Raw genomic sequence first — 18,615 nt, 5'->3', positions numbered from 1 at the left:
GCTGATTCCCAGGGACGTGACAGGTGCAACTCTGCCCTCCACGGCCCTCAGCTGATCAAAGGCTCGCCAACTGTCTTTGGAGCATCAGAATGCGACCAGCTCCAGGTTGGGTGTGCAGGCAGGGCCGCGAATCGGAACGCTGCTGCTGCTGTCGGTTGCTGGTCTGAGTGGCTTGGCTGCATGGGGCGGGCAGCAACTGCTGAACAAGCAGCATCAGCGCCTCACACCTCAGCTCTCACAGGCAAAGCTGTGGCAGCACTACCGCTGGGCCATCGATCCGCAGACCCGTCGCGAAGCCGCCTTGTTGATGGTGGCCAGGGATGGGGCGCCGGAACTGCTCCATGGCCAAGGCTGGGGGCGCGATCCGATGGCAGCCGTGGTGCTCGAACGGGCAGCCCTCACCGCCGCCGCACAAGGCAAGACATCGGAAGCCGCTCAGACCTGGCAGCTCCTGTTGGATCGCTTTCCCGAAGCACCCGGCTCCGCCTGGGCTCGGTTGGCGCTTGGCAACAACAACCCCATCCTTCATCGGCAGCTGCTCCAGCAGCAACCCGCCCACCCAGCAGCACTGACCTTGGCGACTGGGGATGGGTACGAAGCGCTGGAGAACCATCGAGGCGCCCTGCACCTGGCCCGTTGGAATGCGCGCCGAGCCGGCGCCCTGGAGCTGATGCTTGACGCCTGCCAAGCCACAGGGGCGCAGGCACCGCAGCCCGAACAACGCCAAACCTTGGCGCAGGCACTTGCAAAACGAGGCCATGCCGAAACCGCACTGACCTGCCTTCGGAAGCTCGATGCTGCCCCCGAGACCCAGCTGGCCATCGGTCGTTCACGGCTGCTGCATGGCAACCCTGAAGCGGGCACTGCTCAACTGCTGACGCTGGCGCAGACCCATCCAAACCACCCCGCCAGCCTTGAAGCGGCGCGGATCTTGAGCGAACCGCTCTATCCCGAACCTGGTGTACTGGATGCTCTACCGGCTGCCCTTGAGGAGCGCTCAGCCGCTGTGACCGCGGCCCGCGTGCGACTCGCCGGCGGCGATGGAGCGGATGCCGCCCTAAGCCGCTGGCCCAACGACCCCGACATCTGGCAACTCCAATGGGACCTGGCCCGCAAGGCGTTTCTCGCTGGGGATTGGAATCGTGCCCGCGACCTGCTGGAACGCCGCCACGAGGATGGCCCCCTGCCTCCTCCGTTGGAGGCGCGGCGGCTGTTCTGGCTTGGGCGCAGCCATCAGGAACTCGGTGATGTGGCAGAGGCGGAACGCACCTGGCGCCGCCTGATCAGGGCCTTCCCAGGGGGCTACTACCGATGGCGCGCCATGGAGCAGCTGGGCATCGCCGAACCCCTGGATTTGCGATCCCCAGACCCGCAGCAAGAGTCACCAACCTGGCAACCGCTCAACAGCCATCACAGCCTGGTGAACGAGCTCTGGCGCCTGGGCCAGGTGCACGCCGCCTGGGAGGCCTGGCAGGCCCTGGGAGATCCTGTAATCCCGCCGCCACCCGAGGAACGTCTCGCAGAAGGCAGGCTGCGCCTGGCCGTCGGGGACACCTGGATGGGACTGGATCAGCTCTGGTGGCTCAGCCTCCGCTGGCGTGATCCCAGCTGCCACCAACGCCGTCTTCTCCATCACAGCCAATTCCCTCACCTCTTCGAAGCTGAGATACAGACAGCGGCCAAGCAAGAAAGCCTTCAAGCCAATCTGCTGCGAGCGATCGCCAAACAGGAATCACGCTTCGCACCTGGAGTCGTCTCTCCCGCCGGGGCCGTTGGTGTGATGCAATTGCTGCCTTCCACGGCCTCAGAGATGGCTGGCGCAACCACCAGCACGCCAATGCTGAAGGATCCCGCCAACAACTTCAAACTGGGCGCGCGTTACCTCAACCAATTGCTGGAGCGATGGGAGAACGACCCCTTTCGCAGCATTGCCAGCTACAACGCCGGGCCAGGTGCCGTGGCGGCTTGGACGCAACCCACGGATGCAGACGACTCCGCGCTCTGGGTGGAACGCATTCCCTACCCGGAAACGCGCTTCTACACCAAGAAAGTGCTCGATAATCTGCTCGGCTACCTAGGCGGCAACCAATCCTTCTGCGAAGAGGCTGACGCTGGGGTGCGGCAAGAGCGTTCCGGCGACGATGCCAGAGATCACGACCAAACTCATCAAAACCAGGCAGATCCCAGCAGCGGGAAGAACGCCGATGCGAATGAGATCGAGCCTGGCCAACAACAAGGCTGAAGCCAGGATGAGCACGTCGGTGAGCACATTGAGCTTCAACAGGTAGATGCCACCAGTGATCACCACCAGCAGCGTGACCACTAACGTCATCACCCGGCTTGATGCCATGAGCAACGACACCTGTCTCAACAGCAGATCCGGCATCGTGCAGAACACGACAACCACCTGGGTCTGCAGCAGCACAAAACACCAGAACCAGACCGCACTCACGTCGTAGAGAGACGTGAAGGTGGGCTGAACAATCTGCCAATGGTTGCCGAGCACAACTGCAACCAGAAACAGCACCGTCAGCAACGGCGCTCGAACCGGAAGGCTCAGCAGTCGCAGAATTGGCATGGATGCAAGTTAGCGGCGGCCTTTCGAAGGAGCTGCCAGAGTGACCGCTGCGGTTGAAGTGCGATGACAGGCACCCCGGAGTCTTCGCCCCTGGGCACGGCACAGCGATGGGTGCTGGTGCTGATCGCGGTGGCTCTGGCTTTTGGCTTGGTCATCCTGCGCGGCGGCATTCAGAGCGAAAGCCCGATGGAGCAGCTGGCGAGACGATCCCTCGACCCGCAAACGGCGTTAACCAATGGACGCCCAACGCTGATCGAGTTCTACGCCGATTGGTGCCAGGTCTGCAGGGAGATGGCGCCCTCGATGCTGGAGTTGGAAAAGAAATCGCGGGATCGACTCGATGTAGTTCTGGTGAACGTCGACAACCCCCGTTGGCAAGATCTCGTTGATCGCTACGACGTCAACGGCATCCCTCAGCTGAATCTGTTTAACGCTGAAGGAGAGCCGAGGGGCAGATCTGTTGGTCTGCGCAGCCCTGAGGAACTCCAGCTGCTCACCACAGCACTGCTTGAGGATCAGCCGCTGCCGGCTCTGCCAGGCGTCGGCAACGTCAGCCAGCTGCCAGCCTCCACCTCCGCTGACAACACATTGGCTGGAGCGTCGAGCCAATCCACGGCCGGGCCCCGCAGCCATGGTTGACACGCCTCGCCATGATCACCACAACTCGTCACTCTGACGCTCCCATGGACCGCTTTCGGGTCGATCTGATCGCAGCTACGCCGAACCCGCAGCAATGCGTGTACGCCGCCATGCATCAGGACTACAGCGAAGGGTTCGTGGCCGGAGATCGTGCCAACTGGCCCGATGAGCAGCGAGCTGGAGAGATCTGTGTGAAACGTCTGCTATCTGGAGAACGCGGCCACTACGGCCCGATGGAGCATGCGCAGATCGTTCTGAACGTGGGCTGGTTCCCACACTCGGTGATGCAGCAGGCCCGCACCCACCGGGTGGGGGTGAGCTTCGATGTGCAATCGATGCGTTACACCGGTGAACGCATCTGCCGTGCAGCGGATGGAGCCCTGGACCTGGAAGAGGTGTTTTATCTGCGGCCTGTCGGCGAGTACAGCGATCGGCAGGGCAAGAAATACGCCTACACCGAAGCGCTACGCCAACAGGACCTCGATCTGTGCCGAAGCGCCGCCGAGCGCTACAGGGATCTGCTCAAGGCCGGCTTCTCCGAAGAGCATGCCCGCGGCATCCTTCCCTTCGACTACCGCCAGCACTTTGTGGTGAGCTTCAGCCTGCGGGCGTTCCTGCACTTCATGGATCTGCGAGCCAAGCTTGATGCCCAGTTAGAGATCCGCCAGCTCTGCGATCTGATGTGGCCCCACATGGTGGAGTGGGCCCCTGAATTCGCAGCCTGGTACGAAAAAAGCAGGCTGCACCGTGCTCGTTTAGCTCCCTAATTCAAGAGAGATCTAAACCTTGGCCAGCGTCACCCGTTCCGGTTGGTGCTGGTACTTACCTTGTCGATCGCTGTAGGTGGTAGAGCAGGGATCACCCTCGAAAAACAGCAGCTGACAGATGCCTTCATCGGCATAGATGCGGCAGTCAGCGCCGGAACTGTTGCTGAATTCAAGGGTGAGGTGACCCTCCCAGCTCGCTTCAGCAGGGGTGGTGTTCACGATGATTCCAAGGCGGGCGTAGGTGCTCTTGCCCAAACAGATCACCGTGATGTTGGGGGGAACCCGCAGCTTCTCCAACGCCACACCGAGGCCGTAGGAATGCGCCGGAAGAATGAAGTAGCGCCCGTCTTCATCCTCATGAAGGGGGGTGGGCTCGAGGTTGGCCGGGTTGAACCGCTTGGGGTTCATCACCGTGCCCGGAACATGCCGGAAGATCAGAAATTCCTGAGGAGACAGGCGCAGGTCGTAGCCGTAGGACGAACAACCGAAACTCAGCACCGGTCGCAGCTTCTGCTCCGGCTCGAGGTGACGGACCAAACCGCTCTGGAATGGCTCGATCATTCCCTGACCGGCCTGTTCAGTGATCCAGCGATCGCACTTGAGCATCAGAAACCTCGGCGCAACTCCGTGACTTGATCTGCCATCTCCACCACACCGGCGGGGATTGCAGGTCCAGTGATGATCACATCCATCGAAGCGGGCCGCTGCTCGAGGGCTTCAATCACGTCCGCTTCATCCAGGTATCCGAAGGCCACTGCAAGACCGATTTCATCCAAGACCAGCTGGTCGAGATCTCCCTGGATCAGATGCTGGCGGCAGATGGACCAAACAGCAGCCACCGCCTCAGCGCCACCGGGATGCCCCGGCGAGGAGAGGCAGAGGGGCACTTCCGGCCGCAGCCAGACAAGGCCTCCACAGAGCTGCACCCGTCCTGCAGGTCCCTGCTGAACGCCCCCTTTGAGGAACTGACTGATCAGAACACGACTGCCCAAGCCGGCAGCACGCATGGCTTGACTCAGAACATTGGCGAAACTGCCTCGGTAGGGCGCTGTATGCACTTGCAGCTGCCCTTCTGGAGCCACCAGATGTAGGGGTGGCGGGTCAGAGACAGAAGGTAAGGGCCTGAGGCCCGCCCGCTGCAAAGCCTGCTGATCCCGATCCAGGGAGTTCTGGAAGGCTTGGGGGTCGGCGAGGCTTGTGGTCATCGCGGAAGCATCTGTCCGGGCGATCCCGGCGAGACCTTGAATCTAGCGGCGAGATCACATTCCACAAGAGGATTGACACCACCCATGGTGTTTGGACAGGGCGAGACCCAACCGCCTGCGAGGCTTGACGAACTGCACACCACCGATGAGCCAATCCCTTGAACACCGCACTGATGGCCGTCGCCCGCAGCAGTTGCGACCGTTCTCGGTGACCTGGAATCCCATGGGGTTCGCCTTGAGCTCCCTTGTGGTTCACACCGGTCGAACCGCTGTGCTCTGCAGCGTCTGCTTGGAGGACAAGGTTCCCCGCTGGCGTAAGGGAGAAGGGTTGGGATGGCTCAGCGCCGAATACCGTCTGCTGCCCGGCTCCACCCCACAGCGGCAATCACGGGAGCTGATGAAACTCTCGGGTCGCACCCAGGAGATTCAGCGGTTGATCGGCCGCAGCCTGCGCGCCGTGATCGACATGGAGCGCCTTGGTGAGCGCACCTTGCTGATCGACTGCGACGTGATCCAAGCGGACGCCGGCACCAGGACGGCCTCGATCACCGGGGCTTGGCTTGCCCTGGACCAGGCCTGCCGATCACTGGTGGAACAAGGAGTCCTGGAGCAATCGCCCCTGATCGACCAGGTGGCGGCCGTGTCCGTCGGCTTGGTGGATGGCCAGGCCTTGCTGGATCTGGACTACAGCGAAGACAGCCGAGCTGAGGTGGACCTGAATGTTGTGCAGGCCGGCGATGGACGTCTGTTGGAAATCCAGGGAACTGCTGAGGGAGCGCCCTTCAGCCGCAACCAACTCAATGAGCTGCTGGATTTAGCGGAGCCGGGAGTGTCATCCCTGATGCAGGCGCAACGCCAGGCCTTCAACGAGCACAGCAGCGTTACGTAATAACCGCTACATGGCGGCCACCGCCAGCTCCGTAACTTCGCCTCACCAGGGGGTTGTCATGACCAGTAGCCGAGGTTTCAGCCGATACGCCCCGCAGATGGTGGCTCCAGCTCCCAGCGCAGAGCCGGCCAACCGTTCTCTCCTGGAGATCATCCGGGATCTCGATGGCGCCAGCAGTGAACTGGTTGACCGCAACAAGACCATCTTCTTCCCCGGAGATCCCGCAGAACGGGTGTATCTGATCCGCCGGGGAGCCGTGCGTCTGTCCCGCGTTTACGAGTCGGGTGAAGAAATCACCGTGGCCCTGCTCCGCGAGAACAGCCTCTTCGGAGTGCTGTCCCTGCTGACCGGTCAAAGGTCCGATCGTTTCTACCACGCTGTGGCCTTCACCCGGGTCGAAATGGTGACGGCACCGGCGACCTCCGTGAAGGCCGCCATCGAAGCAGACACCAGCGTTGGCCTGCGCTTGCTGCAGGGTCTCTCCAGCCGAATTCTGCAGACCGAAACGATGATTGAAACCCTGACCCACAGGGACATGTCATCCCGGCTGGTGAGCTTCCTGCTCGTGCTGTGCAGGGATTTCGGCGTGGCAGATGAGCTGGGCATCACCATCGACCTACGCCTGTCCCATCAAGCCATCGCCGAAGCAATTGGCTCAACACGGGTCACAATCACGCGTCTGCTGGGAGACTTGCGTCAATCCGGTCTGGTTCAGATTGACCGCAAGAAAATCACCGTTCTGGATCCAATCGCTCTGGCCAAACGCTTCAGCTAAGCCGGCCATCGACCGACGGGTGCAGCCATGAGCGGCTGGGCACTGATCCTGGTTCTGCTGGTGCTCGGGGGCGTGCTGTCGACCCTGGGCGACCGTTTGGGCAGCCGCGTCGGCAAAGCGCGACTCAGTTTGTTCAGGATGCGCCCAAGGCGCACCGCCGTTTTGATCACGGTGCTGACCGGCAGCCTGATCAGCGCACTCTCGCTTGGCCTGATGCTGCTGGTGAGCCGGCAGTTGCGGGTGGGCCTGTTTGAACTGGATGCCCTGCAGGAGAAACTCCAGGACAGCCGGCAACAGCTCGAGGCAGCCGAGCGGGAACGGGACAAGACCCAAACGGAAACCAAGCGGATAGCCACTGAGCTCAAGCAATCGCAGCAACGGGCCAACACCCTGCGCCTTGAACTGGCTCCTCTTCAGAAAGAGCGGGCCCAACTCGAAGCTGAACGTGAACGCCTCAGCCAGGACATCGCCTCCCGCGATGCGGACATCCAGCGGACGGAAGCCGAACTCAACAGCGTTCGCAGCCGCATCCGTGCCGGTGAGCAGGAACTCAAGGAACTGGAACGCAATCTGGTCGCCCTGAGGCGTGGATCGGTGGTGATCAGCAGCGGACAGACCTTGGCGAGAGCAACGGTTCGACTCGATGCCCCAGACCAGGCGAAACAGGCTGTGGACAGGCTGTTGCAGGAGGCCAATCTCAACGCCTACGGGAAAGTGCGGCCTGGCGAAGCCCCCGAACGCCAGTTGATCCGCGTTCCGCGCAGCGATGTTGAACGCCTGCAAAGCATCATCCGCAAACCAGAGACCTGGGTGATCTCGCTGCGCTCCGCCACCAATGTGCTGCGGGGTGAAACAGCGGTGTACGCCTTCCCCGAGGTGCGTCCCAACCGGCCAGTGGCCCAACGCGGAGACGTGCTGGCCACCACCACACTGCCACCGGATGAACGCACGCCAGAGGGCATTCGCACACGACTGAACCTTCTCTTGGCCTCGGCCTATGCCGAGGTGCAGCGGAGAGGATCGCTGAGCGAGGGCCTTCAGTTCGATGGATCAGCCCTCTCCCAACTGGCCCAGACCCTGATGGAAGGACCCAGCCAAAGCGTTGGATTGGAAGTGATTTCCGCAGGGGTCAGCAACAGCGCCGATCCTGTCGTCGTCACAATTCAGCCATCCCCATGAAACGGGTGGCCGTTCTCGATCCAGGCCGCTGCAAATGTGGTCTTGTGCTGGCTGATCTTCAGCTCGGCCTCGTGCGCGAAGGGCATGTGCTGGCCCCGGACGCTGTGGGACCCTGGCTGGAGAAGTGGAATCACGACCAAGCTCTCGACCGCATCCTGATCGGCGACGGCACGGGCAGCCGAGCCTGGATCAAGCGACTGGAATGGCTGGGCAATCTCACCGTGATTCCTGAACAGGGAACAACCCTGAGGGCAAGACAGCGTTACTGGACGTTGTGGCCGGCTCGAGGTTGGCGACGGATGCTGCCGGCAGGACTGCGCATTCCACCGGTGGATCTGGATGCCGTGGCCGCTTTGGTGATGCTCGAGGAGCACCTGCAGTGCCGCCTGAAATGGCCGGTGCCTGCTCCCACGTTCTCGCTCAGAACCTGGCCCTAACCATGAAGGTGTAGTCACCCCCCGGTTCCAGCCTGTAATCAGAACGCACCAGAAACCGCCGAAGGGCATCCTCAATCAGGGCTCGTCCCAAGGACGGCTCCACCATCAGTTCGCCGCGGTCAAAGGCCCAGGAGAACTGCCACTCGAAGCCTCCAGCTGAGACTTCACCCTCCACGCACTTGGCTTGAAAACACTGGCGGAGCACCCGCAAATGGGCCGTTGTCGCCGGGAGAGCCGGCATCAGTCGACTGGCTCCAGGTCATAGCGAAAACCGTTGATCCAGGTTCCAGCACGCTCAAAGCTCTGGCGCTGAAGACGTTGAATCCCGTCCAGAACAGCATCAAGAACAGCGCCGACACAAGGTTGCTCCACCTTGCTGAACGGGCCAAGAACATGGGACACCGTTCGGGCGCGACGCTCAGCAGGATTCTCAGCTGGTGCACCAATGCCGATCCGCAGCCTGGGAAACGCCTGAGTCCCGAGATGTTGAATGGTGCTGCGCAAGCCGTTGTGGCCACCGGCGCTGCCCTGGGCCCGCAATCGCAAACGACCGAGCGGAAGATCCATGTCGTCCACCAGCACCAGCAGTTGGTGGGGCTCCAGCCCGAACCAATCAAGGGCAGCACGAATCGCGCGTCCACTGTCATTCATGTAGGTCTGGGGCATCAGTAAGCGCAACCGCTGCTCACCCACCCCTGTATCTGCTGCAAGACCATGCAACTTGGCTTGCTGACGAAAACTGAATCCAGAGCGCTCACCAAAAAGCTCTAGGGCCATGAAGCCGATGTTGTGACGAGTGCCTGCATATTTCGCCCCCGGATTGCCCAGTCCCACCACCAGCTTGAGATCAGTGGTCATACCGCTGGAACAACTCAGTCGCTGGGGGGAAGTTCTTCGGCCGGCTTCGCAGCCTCACCGGACACCTCCGGCTCAGCCATGGCTTTGTTGATCTCGCGCTCGAATTCCTTGGACGCGGATTGGAAGCCCTTCAGGGTTTTTCCGAGGGTCCGGCCAAGTTCTGGCAACCGTTTCGGCCCGAAGACCAAAAGAGCAACGGCGCCGATAACCGCCATTTCGGGGAGACCGACGCCGAAGATGTTCATGGGTGCTGATCAGCCGAGGCCGTTCCAGTTCACGTTGATGCCGTCGAGGATGAGGGACTTGTTGTACAGCTGAAGAATCACCAGCAGAAACACAAGAAACAGCACCATGAAGATGCCCATCACCGGAGTGGTGCCCCATCCGGGTACCACCTTGCCGTACTCGGAGTTAAGTGGGCGGAGAAGGTCTCCCAGACGGGTGCGTTGTGCCATGGCGACGCCGGGTCTCGGGTGGTTTGAAGTCTCGATACTGTAGGGGCCGACTCCGGTTCGGGGTTGATCCTGTCGAGAGATGTGATGGAAACGTCGTCCCCAGCCCTGTCCGTCGCCATTGGCGTGCTCGCCGTTTTGTTCGGACTCACCGGATTTGGCGTGTACCAGGCCTTTGGACCTCCATCAAAAGCACTCGACGACCCGTTCGACGATCACGAGGACTGATCAACCACCAGAGAGACGAGTTCTCCCGGAGCGATCACCACGGCATCAGCAGCATTGGAATCAGCCTGCCTGCGGACACTCCACCCCGCACCGGGGGTCCAACAGCAGCGCGCTGACCCCGCATTGAGCAGCTTCAGCAGGCAAGCGTCGACATGGCGCTCCAAGGCCACCGGCGTGAGTTGAAGCGGCAGCGATGGGAACCACTGACGCAGCTCCGCAGGCAAAGCCGCGCACCACCCGGGCTCGCGAAACGCAATTGCCGCCTGCGGCACACCGGCATCACTCCAGGAGCCGGAGAACGGCATAAGGGCCAAACGCTGGCGATGCCACCCCTGATCAGCGCTGGGGTCAGGCCAGGTCGGACCCCGCAGCAGCGAAATGCCGAGTCGGTCTGAAGACCAATCCACACCCTGGGGACCGTCCAGCAACACAGCCATCCCGCCTCCGGGAGCTGGCGACTGCGAAGCGAACCAGGAGATCACAGGGACTTCCCAGCGGGCTTGTTCTCGAGCCGTCATCGGTTCAGCGGGCCGTTCGATCACCCCCCCGCTGGTGTCGGCAGCGATACGGACAGCAGGGGTCGCCAGTGGCAGGTCCAGGCGCAGCAGCTCATGGGTCTGACACCAGTCGACACTGCAGATCAGCTCCAACCAGGGCGTGTCGGCCTTCAGCCGCAGGTCCAGACGCATGCAACTGGCGCCGAGCTGGCGCCGCAGCACCAGATGGGCCACCAGGGGCCCCTGATCGAGCCATTCCACGACATCCATGGACATGACACCCAAGGGCTGGGATCGGTAGTCCGCCGCCAGATCCCAGGCATCCCAGAATTCGCCCCGGTCCCGATACCGCTCCAACTGCAGGGGGGACGACAACTGATTCCGTCCATCGCGATCCCGCAGAGCCAGCAGTCCTGCCGCGGAGACGTCAATATCGATCAGACCATTACCCACGCGCCAAACTCCCGACCCAAGCGACGTGATGACCACAGGCTGACGGGGCTGAGCAGCGCCGGACGCCAACCCTGGTTCTCGCCGGAGCGGCACAGAACAAGTCCCGTGCTGACGCGGTAACTGCACCCAGGTGCCACCACCGGCAGCCGCTTGCTGCGGAAGTGAAACGGCGTTGGCTGACCACGACCCCACCGGAAGACGAACCAGAGGCGACCAGGAGGCCAAGGGCTGCAGACCCCACCAACTCCATTCCGCCGCTGTGCCCTTAGAACGAGGCAGCCTTGCCAGCCGCCGGTCGCGCTCACGGCGGGCCTGGCGCCGGGCCGAGCGCCAAACCGGTTCCGCCTGTTCAAACACCTCCGGGATCGAAGTTCCCGGAAGAATGTCGTGAAACTGCTGAAACAACAGCGGGCGCCAATCGCTGCCACCGCCATCCCGGCCGGCCATGGCCAACAGGGCCGAAACAGTGTCGGCTTCCCGCAAAAGCCGTTCAAGCGTTCGGTTGTGGCGCTTCTGATCGGGACGGCTGGTGGCGCAACCGCGGTGCAACTCCAGGAAGAGCTCATCACGCCACACCGGCCAGGCCTGATCGTCCTGCTCCAGGCTTGTCAGGAACTCCCGCACCGTGCCGGCACGGGCGGGCAGGGCGGCTGCTTGCCCCTCCCAGAGCTCGATCTGCGCCAGCAACTCCTCGGTGGGGCCACCACCGTGATCACCAACGCCCGGAATCCAGAGCGCCGCCTCCAGCCCCGTGGCCTGATGCCATGCCCGCTGCTCTACCAGCATCTCCACAGGATCAGCTCGACGTCCGATCGGCGGCAGCATCAGGCTGCGCAGTTCAGACCGTCCCCGTCCGCGCCAGCGGAACAAACGATGGGGGAAAGGGTTCTCAGCATTCCAGGCCAGCTTGTGGGTGCAGAACCAGCGCACACCGGTGGCTGCCGCCACCGCAGGCAGGCCAGCAGCGAAGCCAAAGCTGTCCGGCAACCAGGCCAGCTCATGGGTCCATTCCGGGAAGCGGCGCCGGCTGTCGTCCTGACCGAGAACAAACTGATTCCACAACGACGCCGTGCTGACCAGCACACAGTCGGTCTCCACCCAGGGGCCGTTGATCGGTTCCCAGCGACCGGCGCGGCTGGCCACCTGGATCTCCGCGAACAGAGCCGGGCGATGTTGCTCCATCCACGCGTAGAGGGCCGGCGTGGAATGGGCAAAGCGCAGCTCGGGCCAGCGACGCATCAGAGCCAACGCTGATCGGAAGGTGCGTTCAGCGGCCTGCCAGGTATCGGCGACCGGCCAGAGCCAAGCCAGATCGAGATGGGCATGACCCAGCCAATGCAACGACCCTCGTGGAGGGTCCACCTGATCCAGGTGCATTGCAACAGCGGCCTGCGCCTCAACACCGCTGGGATTCAGATCCGCCCAATGCGACGGCAGGTCTCCATCCGCCGCTAGATGCAGTTCCAAGGCCGCAGGCAACAACGTGCGCTCGGGATCAGGGCCAGCGGCCTGCGGCTCCAGATCGAGATGGCTGCTGATCAGAGCTCCGTCGTCATGCAAAGGGCTGCAGAGCTCCAGGACAAGATCCAGCGCCGCCCCCTCACGACAAGCCTCAGGCAAAGGCCAGCGACAGGCGGTATCGAACAGATCTCCCTCATGAACCAGCACGCCATCCACCCAGAGCCGCATCTGCTCGGCCCACCAGCTCAGCACCAGCCGAGCACTACAGAAATCACTGGCAGACCAGCCATCAGGCCAGCTCAACTGCTGCTCAAGCCGCAGCCACTGTCGCCCTCTTGGCCAAATCAGCAGACCACGTTTGGCCCAGTCGGGACGATGCCTTGCTCCCCAGCTTTCATCGAGGAAAAACCCAGCCTGGGCGGCACCTGAGCGGCGCCACCCTGCGCGCAGATCACGACGCGAGCGACTGCGAAACGTTTCAATCCACTCCGATCGACCGACCTGATCAGGGTTCATACCCCTGCTGACGCTGTCATGCCCCATAGGATGATGCCCTAGTCACAGACGCCGGTCGGTCTCCATGCTCGCCCTCAAGATCTCCGTTTACTCGGTCGTCTTCTTCTTCCTCGGCATCTTCGTGTTCGGGTTCCTTGCGAGCGATCCAAGCCGCACCCCCAGCCGCAAAGACCTGGAAGATTGATTCACCCCTTCGATCAGACCGCGCCACACACTGGTCTGATCGGACCGTGATTTCTGAAATGAGCTGGCAAGCTCATTGGCCGCAGCAGGATTGCCTTGGCGGCGCACCGCCTTCTCTTTGCATTGACCGGAACCCTGATGACAGGGTCGGTTTCTGTGTTGCCCGTCACGGCCGGTTCAGCTGAATCAACGTCAGAGACAGTTGCTCCAGCGCCGGCGCGCCTGAACGTTCGTGCCGATCGCCAATACACCGACACCAAGTCCAAGGCCACGATCGCCGAAGGCAACGTTTCTGTTCAGCTCGGAAACGCTGAACTACGCGCTGATCGCATCGAATTTGATGCTGCTTATCGCACGCTTTACGCCCGCGGCGCCGTCCGTTTCAGACGTGGCAAGCAATTTTTTCAAGCATCGAGCTTTCGCTACAACCTCGTTCAAAACGAAGGTCAGCTCAATGATGTTTACGGAGTGATCGACCTTGAGGAGCCCCTCACCAATCCGTTAACAACCTCTCGAACACCATCAGCCCCGCCTGAGTCACCCACCCCAGCAAGCGTTGAAGACATGCCTCCTGTGGCATGCCCGCCGCTGCTTCCTCCGGTTCCCGACTGGCATCCGCAACCTTGGGCAGTCACGGCCTGGGGCGGTCAGATGATTGATGCCGCCTTCGGCGACACCTTCCTGTTCAACGGTCGAATGCGTCCCGAAGCCGTGTTGGGCGTCGGCGTGCAGAAACGGATCATGCGCGCTGGTCCATTCGCCATTGAACTTGAGGCCGACCTGTTCAGCCACATCGCCAAGCAGCAACAGGGGGGCGAATTCAACCAGAGCAAGGCCTATGCCGATCTGCCCGCACAGAACTTCGGCGAAGGGGTGCTTGGAATCGGAGCGCGTGTCTGGGTTCAGCCTTGGCTGAGCTTCAGCGTTGTTGAAGGCATCAGCTACAACTCCAACGTCAGCCTTTACGAGAAAACATTCCGCGAGAACTACACCCAACTGTTGAACTATCTCGGCTTCGAGGTGGAGGCAGCAGTGTCCTCCGACCTCTCGCTCGTTGGCCGGATTCACCACCGCTCCGGTGCATTCGGCACCTATGGAGGCGTCACTGAGGGCAGCAATGCCTACTTGCTGGGCCTGCGCTACCGCTGGGGACGGGATACACCCAAGCCGGAGAGCGCCATGGTGCCGCCACTGCCGGAGTGTGACGACCCGGATCGCGGCCAGCGCGTCAAGCCCTCCTCCCTCTCCGAGCGTCTCGACTCGATTGCCCTCGGCGATGGAGGAGCCCCCCAGCGTCATGTGAACGGCGGCGACAAAACGGAACAACCCACGATCTCGCCAGCCGAGCAGCAGGCCATGCGAACTGAGGCGATCGCCAAGATCGACCAACGCATCTCAGACGTCGACCTCCAGGGCAGCTTCAGCATCGAACGGCGCAGTGGCATCCCCGTTCAACGCCTGAATTCCTCAGTCAGAGATGAAAACCGCTTCGGCGTGGTCAAGGTTCCTCAATTGAAGAGCCTGGGAAGCACAAATTTCCTCAATGGCACGATCAGCCGCTGGAGAGTTCAGGCCTCGAAAGTCTTGGTTACAGCGGATGGCTGGCAAGCCGATCGCATGGGCTTCAGCAACGATCCCTTTACCCCAGCGCAAACCAGGATCGATGCAGAAGATGTGATCGCCCGCGAACAAGCCAATGGAGACGTGCTGATCTCGGCGCGACGCAACCGGCTGATCGTCGAAGAGCGGCTACCCATTCCGGTCACCCGTCGACAACTCATCCAGAAGGAAGAGGAAGTTGAGAACCGCTTCGTTGTAGGCATCGACAACAGAGACCGCGGTGGCCTTTTTGTGGGACGCAACCTCAAGCCGCTGACCATCGGCACCAGCACTGAGCTGTCCGTTCAACCGCAGTTCATGGTTCAGCGCGCCATTGATGGCGACTTCAACAGCGCCGCAGATTTGTTTGGCTTGGACGCCAAAATGCGCGGCCGCTATGGGAATTACGAACTGAACGTCGACGCCGATATCAGCAGCTTCGACCCCACGGACATCCTCAGCAGCAGCCGCTACTGGGGAAGTTTCGGCCGGGATATCAACCTCGGTGGTTTGGGTGTGCTGAACACCAATCTTTTCGGGGCTTACCGCTACCGCACCTGGAATGGCTCCCTCGGTGAAACCAACATCCATGCGGCCTATGGCGTTTATGCCGAGACCAAGGGCAGCTGGTCGACAGGCGAGGTTGACCACGACTACCTGATTCGCGGTGCCATCGGCGACTACGACGCCGACCGCTTCAACAGCGACCGCCGTTTGCGCAGTGGGCGTGGCAGCTTGTTCGCCTCCGTCACCAGCAAGATTCCATTGCTGAAAGGCAAGACAGCCGAGCTCATTCCAACAGCGGCCTATCGCTATTCCCCCGTCCCCATCGTTCCGGGGCTGAGCCTGAACACCAACGTCAACACCTCAATTGCGGTGTACGGCGATGGCCGTCACCAGGAGACCCTGAGTCTCAGCGGAGGCCCCACCATCACCCTGGGCACCTTCAGCAAGCCCTTCCTCGATTTCACGCAGATCTCGATCGTCGGCAGCGGATCCCTGAAAAACGGCGACAGCCCGTTCGACTTCGATCGGAACGTCGATCTCGCCACCCTTGGGGTCGGCCTAACCCAACAGATTGTTGGACCGGTCGTTCTGAGCACCGGCGTCAGTTACAACGTCGATCCCGGTTCGAAGTACTACGGAAAAACCGTCAACTCCAACATCGAATTGCGCTGGCAACGGCGCAGCTACGACGTAGGGGTCTACTTCAATCCCTACAAGGGCATTGGTGGCGTTCGCTTCCGGCTCAACGACTTTGACTTCAAGGGCACAGGCGTGCCATTTGTGCCCTACACCCCAACGAACTGGATGGAAACCACCAACGCGGATCGACCCTTCTGATCAATCAGCACCCCCGATGATCAGATCGCTGCCAAACAGTGAAGCTCCGGCGTAGCGCATGCCGGAGGTCTGCACGTTCGGTGCATAGGCATTGATCACCTGAGCCTCCCGCAAATCGGCATTGCGCAGGTCCACGCCAGACAGCTCAGCATTGCTGAGGTTGGCTCCCCGCAGGTCAGCACCTTCCAGCAACGCTCCCGTCAGGTCAGCACCTTCAAGATTCGCCTCCCTCAGATCGGCGCCGCGCAGATCACTGCCGCGAAAATCAGCACCGATGAGATGGGCCTGACGGAAATCCGCCTGGCGGAGATCACAGCCAGGACAGCTGCGATCCAACGGATCATGGGGCTGCACCTGAAGCGGAACGGCCCCAGCAGGAACAACACCGGCAACAACCAAGAGCGGCAACAGGGGCAACAACAACCGCGAAAGCGAATAAGCCATTGAGATCCGACCTCCAAATGCGACCTCCTATCTCTTTCATAGACACAGGAGTCGCACTTGACTGTTAGTCAGAGGCGAACTGGTTGATGTAGGGCAGTGTTTGCATCAATTCCGCAACCTGGGGGCCATGGTCCAGGAGCTGGGACGTCGCATCCCAACGACCACTGCGCAGCATGTCGAGAGGACCAGGATCTATGGACACAGGCCAGCTGGACTCCGCTGAGGTCAGTTGCAAACCGGCGAGATCCAGGTTCCAGGAGCGTCCCGGCTCACGATCCACCTGCTCCTGAATCGCCTTGATCTGCTCCGGGGCTGCCGTTGCACAGGGAATGCCAAGGGCAAGGCAGTTGCCGTAGAAGATCTCGGCAAAACTGACCCCAACCACCGCGCGAATTCCCCAGCGCATCAACGCCTGAGGTGCATGCTCACGGCTGGAACCGCAGCCGAAATTGCCGTTCACCACGAGGATCGAGGCCCCCTGATAACGGGCCTGATCAAAGGGATGTTCACCGGAGAGCTCGAGACGGTCATCGGCAAACACCTGGTCGCCCAACGCCTCGAAACTGACGCATTTGAGGAATCGTGCCGGAATGATCCGATCCGTGTCGATGTCTTCACCGGGGACGGCAATCGCCGTTCCACTCACCTGTTGAACCGGACCAGTCGGGAAGAGAGCCATCACGATGCGGACGGAGAAATCAAAGTACGGACATCGGTCACACGACCGTTAACGGCAGCTGCGGCCACCATTGCTGGACTCATCAACAACGTCCGGCCACTGGCCGATCCCTGCCGACCCTTGAAATTGCGGTTGCTGGAGCTGGCGCTGATCTGACGCCCCTCCAGCCGATCCGGATTCATGGCCAAACACATCGAGCAGCCGGGCTCCCGCCACTCAAAGCCTGCGGCACGGAACACCGCATCCAGCCCTTCAGCTTCAGCAGCCTTCGCAACCTGCTCCGAGCCGGGAACCACAAACGCCTTGATGCCTTCAGCCACCTGGCGCCCACGGGCCACCTCGGCAGCCGCACGCAGATCGCTGAGACGGCCATTGGTACAGCTGCCGATGAAACAAACATCCACAGGCACCCCAGCGATGGCCGTTCCCGGCTGGAGATCCATGTAGCGGTAGGCCTCCTCCGCAATCGGACGCTCCCCTGGATCCAGTTGATCAAGGCTGGGCACCGTTTCATCGATCCCCAGTCCCTGGCCGGGTGTAATGCCCCAGGTCACCGTGGGTGGAATCGCAGCGGCATCAAACACCACCTCGTCGTCGACCGTTGCGTCGGGATCAGTGGCCAAGGAGCTCCACCAGGCGACAGCGCGGCTCCAGGCGTCACCTTCAGGGGCATGGGGGCGACCTTTCAGATACTCAAAGGTGACCTGATCGGGATTGACGTAACCGCATCGGGCTCCCCCCTCGATCGCCATGTTGCAGAGGGTCATCCGCTCTTCCATCGACAACTCCTCGATGGCCGAGCCGGCGAACTCGTAGGCGTAGCCAACGCCGCCCTTCACACCAAGGTGGCGGATTACATGCAGGATCAGATCCTTCGCCGACACACCCTCTGAAAGAAGGCCATTCACCTGAATCCGGCGCACCTTGAGCTTGTTCATGGCCAGGCTCTGACTGGCCAACACATCGCGCACCTGACTCGTGCCGATCCCAAAGGCGATCGCCCCGAAGGCGCCATGGGTGGAGGTGTGGGAATCACCGCAAGCCACCGTCATGCCCGGCTGGGTTAGGCCCAGCTCCGGGGCAATCACATGCACGATGCCCTGCCGGCCGCTGCCGATGTTGTTCAGAGGGATGCTGTGCTCCTGGCAGTTCCGTTCCAAAGTGCTGAGCATCTCCTCTGCCAACGGATCGGCGAACGGCCGTTGCTGAGAGGTGGTCGGCACGATGTGGTCCACCGTGGCCACCGTGCGCTCAGGACAGCGCACCGTCAGGCCCTTGTCCTTCAAAGCCGAGAAGGCCTGAGGACTGGTGACCTCATGGATCAAATGCAGACCGACAAACAGTTGGGTGGATCCGCCGGGGAGCTCCGCCACCCGATGCAGGTCCCACACCTTGTCGTAGAGGGTGCCGGAACTCAACAGTTCAGCCGCAA

General features: G+C 61.7%; 20 protein-coding genes and 1 pseudogene. 10 read left to right on the top strand and 11 right to left on the bottom strand.

What is annotated here, in order from left to right:
- Positions 1 to 307: 307 nt before the first annotated feature.
- Positions 308 to 1,981: pseudogene (locus tag FZZ90_RS06980) on the top strand (transglycosylase SLT domain-containing protein); the annotation flags it as partial.
- 93 nt (positions 1,982 to 2,074) lie between these two features.
- On the opposite strand, the gene FZZ90_RS06975 reads toward FZZ90_RS06980, so the two are convergent.
- Complete coding sequence (locus tag FZZ90_RS06975; RefSeq protein WP_226424976.1) at positions 2,075 to 2,578, bottom strand: hypothetical protein; 504 nt, start codon at positions 2,576 to 2,578, stop codon at positions 2,075 to 2,077.
- 63 nt (positions 2,579 to 2,641) lie between these two features.
- On the opposite strand from FZZ90_RS06975, the gene FZZ90_RS06970 reads away from it, so the two are divergent.
- Both FZZ90_RS06970 and thyX read left to right on the top strand, forming a co-directional pair.
- Positions 2,642 to 3,217 carry a thioredoxin domain-containing protein gene (locus FZZ90_RS06970; RefSeq protein ID WP_226424975.1) on the top strand — a complete coding sequence of 192 codons (576 nt, stop codon included), beginning with the start codon at positions 2,642 to 2,644 and terminating at the stop codon, positions 3,215 to 3,217.
- Between the two features lie 44 nt (positions 3,218 to 3,261).
- Positions 3,262 to 3,984 (top strand): FAD-dependent thymidylate synthase, encoded by a 723-nt coding sequence (thyX, locus tag FZZ90_RS06965; protein ID WP_226424974.1) that lies wholly within the window; start codon positions 3,262 to 3,264, stop codon positions 3,982 to 3,984.
- Between the two features lie 12 nt (positions 3,985 to 3,996).
- Here the strand turns inward: thyX and dcd are convergent, their stop codons facing one another.
- Positions 3,997 to 4,590, bottom strand: coding sequence for a dCTP deaminase (gene dcd / locus FZZ90_RS06960; protein ID WP_006849961.1), 594 nt, complete (start codon positions 4,588 to 4,590; stop codon positions 3,997 to 3,999).
- Positions 4,590 to 5,189: a cob(I)yrinic acid a,c-diamide adenosyltransferase gene (locus FZZ90_RS06955; protein ID WP_226424973.1), complete on the bottom strand. Its 600-nt coding sequence runs from the start codon at positions 5,187 to 5,189 to the stop codon at positions 4,590 to 4,592. The genes dcd and FZZ90_RS06955 overlap by 1 nt, the downstream gene beginning before the upstream one ends.
- 145 nt (positions 5,190 to 5,334) lie before the next feature.
- On the opposite strand from FZZ90_RS06955, the gene rph reads away from it, so the two are divergent.
- The 4 genes from rph to FZZ90_RS06935 are packed head-to-tail and all read left to right on the top strand — an operon-like array spanning position 5,335 to position 8,469.
- Positions 5,335 to 6,078 (top strand): ribonuclease PH, encoded by a 744-nt coding sequence (gene rph, locus FZZ90_RS06950; protein WP_226424972.1) that lies wholly within the window; start codon positions 5,335 to 5,337, stop codon positions 6,076 to 6,078.
- A gap of 58 nt (positions 6,079 to 6,136) precedes the next feature.
- Entirely contained in the window at positions 6,137 to 6,853 is a 717-nt protein-coding gene (gene ntcA / locus FZZ90_RS06945; protein ID WP_006850810.1) for a global nitrogen regulator NtcA, read from the top strand.
- A gap of 27 nt (positions 6,854 to 6,880) precedes the next feature.
- Positions 6,881 to 8,032, top strand: coding sequence for a DUF3084 domain-containing protein (locus FZZ90_RS06940; protein ID WP_226424971.1), 1,152 nt, complete (start codon positions 6,881 to 6,883; stop codon positions 8,030 to 8,032).
- A complete protein-coding gene (locus tag FZZ90_RS06935; protein WP_226424970.1) occupies positions 8,029 to 8,469 on the top strand; it encodes a resolvase in 441 nt (146 codons plus the stop codon). The genes FZZ90_RS06940 and FZZ90_RS06935 overlap by 4 nt, the downstream gene beginning before the upstream one ends.
- On the opposite strand, the gene FZZ90_RS06930 is transcribed toward FZZ90_RS06935, so the two are convergent.
- The 4 genes from FZZ90_RS06930 to psbH are packed head-to-tail and all read right to left on the bottom strand — an operon-like array spanning position 8,453 to position 9,782.
- Complete coding sequence (locus FZZ90_RS06930; protein ID WP_226402302.1) at positions 8,453 to 8,710, bottom strand: DUF3146 family protein; 258 nt, start codon at positions 8,708 to 8,710, stop codon at positions 8,453 to 8,455. The two genes, FZZ90_RS06935 and FZZ90_RS06930, sit on opposite strands and share 17 nt — an antisense overlap.
- A complete protein-coding gene (pth, locus tag FZZ90_RS06925; RefSeq protein ID WP_226424969.1) occupies positions 8,710 to 9,327 on the bottom strand; it encodes an aminoacyl-tRNA hydrolase in 618 nt (205 codons plus the stop codon). The genes FZZ90_RS06930 and pth overlap by 1 nt, the downstream gene beginning before the upstream one ends.
- Positions 9,328 to 9,341: 14 nt before the next feature.
- Complete coding sequence (locus FZZ90_RS06920; RefSeq protein WP_226424968.1) at positions 9,342 to 9,572, bottom strand: TatA/E family twin arginine-targeting protein translocase; 231 nt, start codon at positions 9,570 to 9,572, stop codon at positions 9,342 to 9,344.
- A gap of 9 nt (positions 9,573 to 9,581) precedes the next feature.
- A complete protein-coding gene (psbH, locus tag FZZ90_RS06915) occupies positions 9,582 to 9,782 on the bottom strand; it encodes a photosystem II reaction center phosphoprotein PsbH (protein WP_226402308.1) in 201 nt (66 codons plus the stop codon).
- Positions 9,783 to 9,866: 84 nt separating this feature from the next.
- Between psbH and psbN the strand changes: the two genes are divergently transcribed.
- Positions 9,867 to 10,007, top strand: coding sequence for a photosystem II reaction center protein PsbN (gene psbN / locus FZZ90_RS06910; protein WP_011363291.1), 141 nt, complete (start codon positions 9,867 to 9,869; stop codon positions 10,005 to 10,007).
- Here the strand turns inward: psbN and FZZ90_RS06905 are convergent.
- Complete coding sequence (locus tag FZZ90_RS06905) at positions 9,995 to 12,934, bottom strand: glycoside hydrolase family 38 C-terminal domain-containing protein (protein ID WP_226424967.1); 2,940 nt, start codon at positions 12,932 to 12,934, stop codon at positions 9,995 to 9,997. The two genes, psbN and FZZ90_RS06905, sit on opposite strands and share 13 nt — an antisense overlap.
- 64 nt (positions 12,935 to 12,998) lie before the next feature.
- On the opposite strand from FZZ90_RS06905, the gene FZZ90_RS06900 reads away from it, so the two are divergent.
- Together FZZ90_RS06900 and FZZ90_RS06895 are read left to right on the top strand one after the other, a co-directional pair.
- On the top strand, positions 12,999 to 13,118 hold the full coding sequence (locus FZZ90_RS06900; RefSeq protein WP_006042333.1) for a photosystem II reaction center protein I: 120 nt from the start codon (positions 12,999 to 13,001) through the stop codon (positions 13,116 to 13,118).
- 137 nt (positions 13,119 to 13,255) lie between these two features.
- Entirely contained in the window at positions 13,256 to 16,060 is a 2,805-nt protein-coding gene (locus tag FZZ90_RS06895; RefSeq protein WP_226424966.1) for a DUF3769 domain-containing protein, read from the top strand.
- Here FZZ90_RS06895 and FZZ90_RS06890 read toward each other — a convergent pair whose 3' ends face one another.
- The 3 genes from FZZ90_RS06890 to leuC form a co-directional block, all read right to left on the bottom strand.
- A complete protein-coding gene (locus FZZ90_RS06890; protein ID WP_226424965.1) occupies positions 16,061 to 16,504 on the bottom strand; it encodes a pentapeptide repeat-containing protein in 444 nt (147 codons plus the stop codon).
- A 64-nt stretch (positions 16,505 to 16,568) separates the two neighbouring features.
- Positions 16,569 to 17,183, bottom strand: coding sequence for a 3-isopropylmalate dehydratase small subunit 2 (locus FZZ90_RS06885; RefSeq protein WP_226424964.1), 615 nt, complete (start codon positions 17,181 to 17,183; stop codon positions 16,569 to 16,571).
- Complete coding sequence (gene leuC, locus FZZ90_RS06880; protein ID WP_226424963.1) at positions 17,183 to 18,601, bottom strand: 3-isopropylmalate dehydratase large subunit; 1,419 nt, start codon at positions 18,599 to 18,601, stop codon at positions 17,183 to 17,185. The genes FZZ90_RS06885 and leuC overlap by 1 nt, the downstream gene beginning before the upstream one ends.
- Positions 18,602 to 18,615 lie beyond the last annotated feature (14 nt).

The organism is Synechococcus sp. MU1617, from assembly GCF_020514235.1.
Lineage (GTDB): Bacteria > Cyanobacteriota > Cyanobacteriia > PCC-6307 > Cyanobiaceae > Parasynechococcus.
This window is presented reverse-complemented; position numbering and strand designations above follow the sequence as displayed.

Coding starts and splice junctions, on each gene's coding strand:
- FZZ90_RS06895 (WP_226424966.1), top strand. CDS start 13,256: ATGACAGGGTCGGTTTCTGTGTTGCCCGTCACGGCCGGTTCAGCTGAA.
- FZZ90_RS06935 (WP_226424970.1), top strand. CDS start 8,029: ATGAAACGGGTGGCCGTTCTCGATCCAGGCCGCTGCAAATGTGGTCTT.
- ntcA (WP_006850810.1), top strand. CDS start 6,137: ATGACCAGTAGCCGAGGTTTCAGCCGATACGCCCCGCAGATGGTGGCT.
- FZZ90_RS06955 (WP_226424973.1), bottom strand. CDS start 5,189: ATGACCACAAGCCTCGCCGACCCCCAAGCCTTCCAGAACTCCCTGGAT.
- FZZ90_RS06970 (WP_226424975.1), top strand. CDS start 2,642: ATGACAGGCACCCCGGAGTCTTCGCCCCTGGGCACGGCACAGCGATGG.
- FZZ90_RS06920 (WP_226424968.1), bottom strand. CDS start 9,572: ATGAACATCTTCGGCGTCGGTCTCCCCGAAATGGCGGTTATCGGCGCC.
- dcd (WP_006849961.1), bottom strand. CDS start 4,590: ATGCTCAAGTGCGATCGCTGGATCACTGAACAGGCCGGTCAGGGAATG.
- FZZ90_RS06930 (WP_226402302.1), bottom strand. CDS start 8,710: ATGCCGGCTCTCCCGGCGACAACGGCCCATTTGCGGGTGCTCCGCCAG.
- FZZ90_RS06890 (WP_226424965.1), bottom strand. CDS start 16,504: ATGGCTTATTCGCTTTCGCGGTTGTTGTTGCCCCTGTTGCCGCTCTTG.
- FZZ90_RS06885 (WP_226424964.1), bottom strand. CDS start 17,183: ATGGCTCTCTTCCCGACTGGTCCGGTTCAACAGGTGAGTGGAACGGCG.
- FZZ90_RS06905 (WP_226424967.1), bottom strand. CDS start 12,934: ATGAACCCTGATCAGGTCGGTCGATCGGAGTGGATTGAAACGTTTCGC.
- FZZ90_RS06975 (WP_226424976.1), bottom strand. CDS start 2,578: ATGCCAATTCTGCGACTGCTGAGCCTTCCGGTTCGAGCGCCGTTGCTG.
- FZZ90_RS06940 (WP_226424971.1), top strand. CDS start 6,881: ATGAGCGGCTGGGCACTGATCCTGGTTCTGCTGGTGCTCGGGGGCGTG.
- FZZ90_RS06900 (WP_006042333.1), top strand. CDS start 12,999: ATGCTCGCCCTCAAGATCTCCGTTTACTCGGTCGTCTTCTTCTTCCTC.
- pth (WP_226424969.1), bottom strand. CDS start 9,327: ATGACCACTGATCTCAAGCTGGTGGTGGGACTGGGCAATCCGGGGGCG.
- thyX (WP_226424974.1), top strand. CDS start 3,262: ATGGACCGCTTTCGGGTCGATCTGATCGCAGCTACGCCGAACCCGCAG.
- psbN (WP_011363291.1), top strand. CDS start 9,867: ATGGAAACGTCGTCCCCAGCCCTGTCCGTCGCCATTGGCGTGCTCGCC.
- psbH (WP_226402308.1), bottom strand. CDS start 9,782: ATGGCACAACGCACCCGTCTGGGAGACCTTCTCCGCCCACTTAACTCC.
- rph (WP_226424972.1), top strand. CDS start 5,335: ATGAGCCAATCCCTTGAACACCGCACTGATGGCCGTCGCCCGCAGCAG.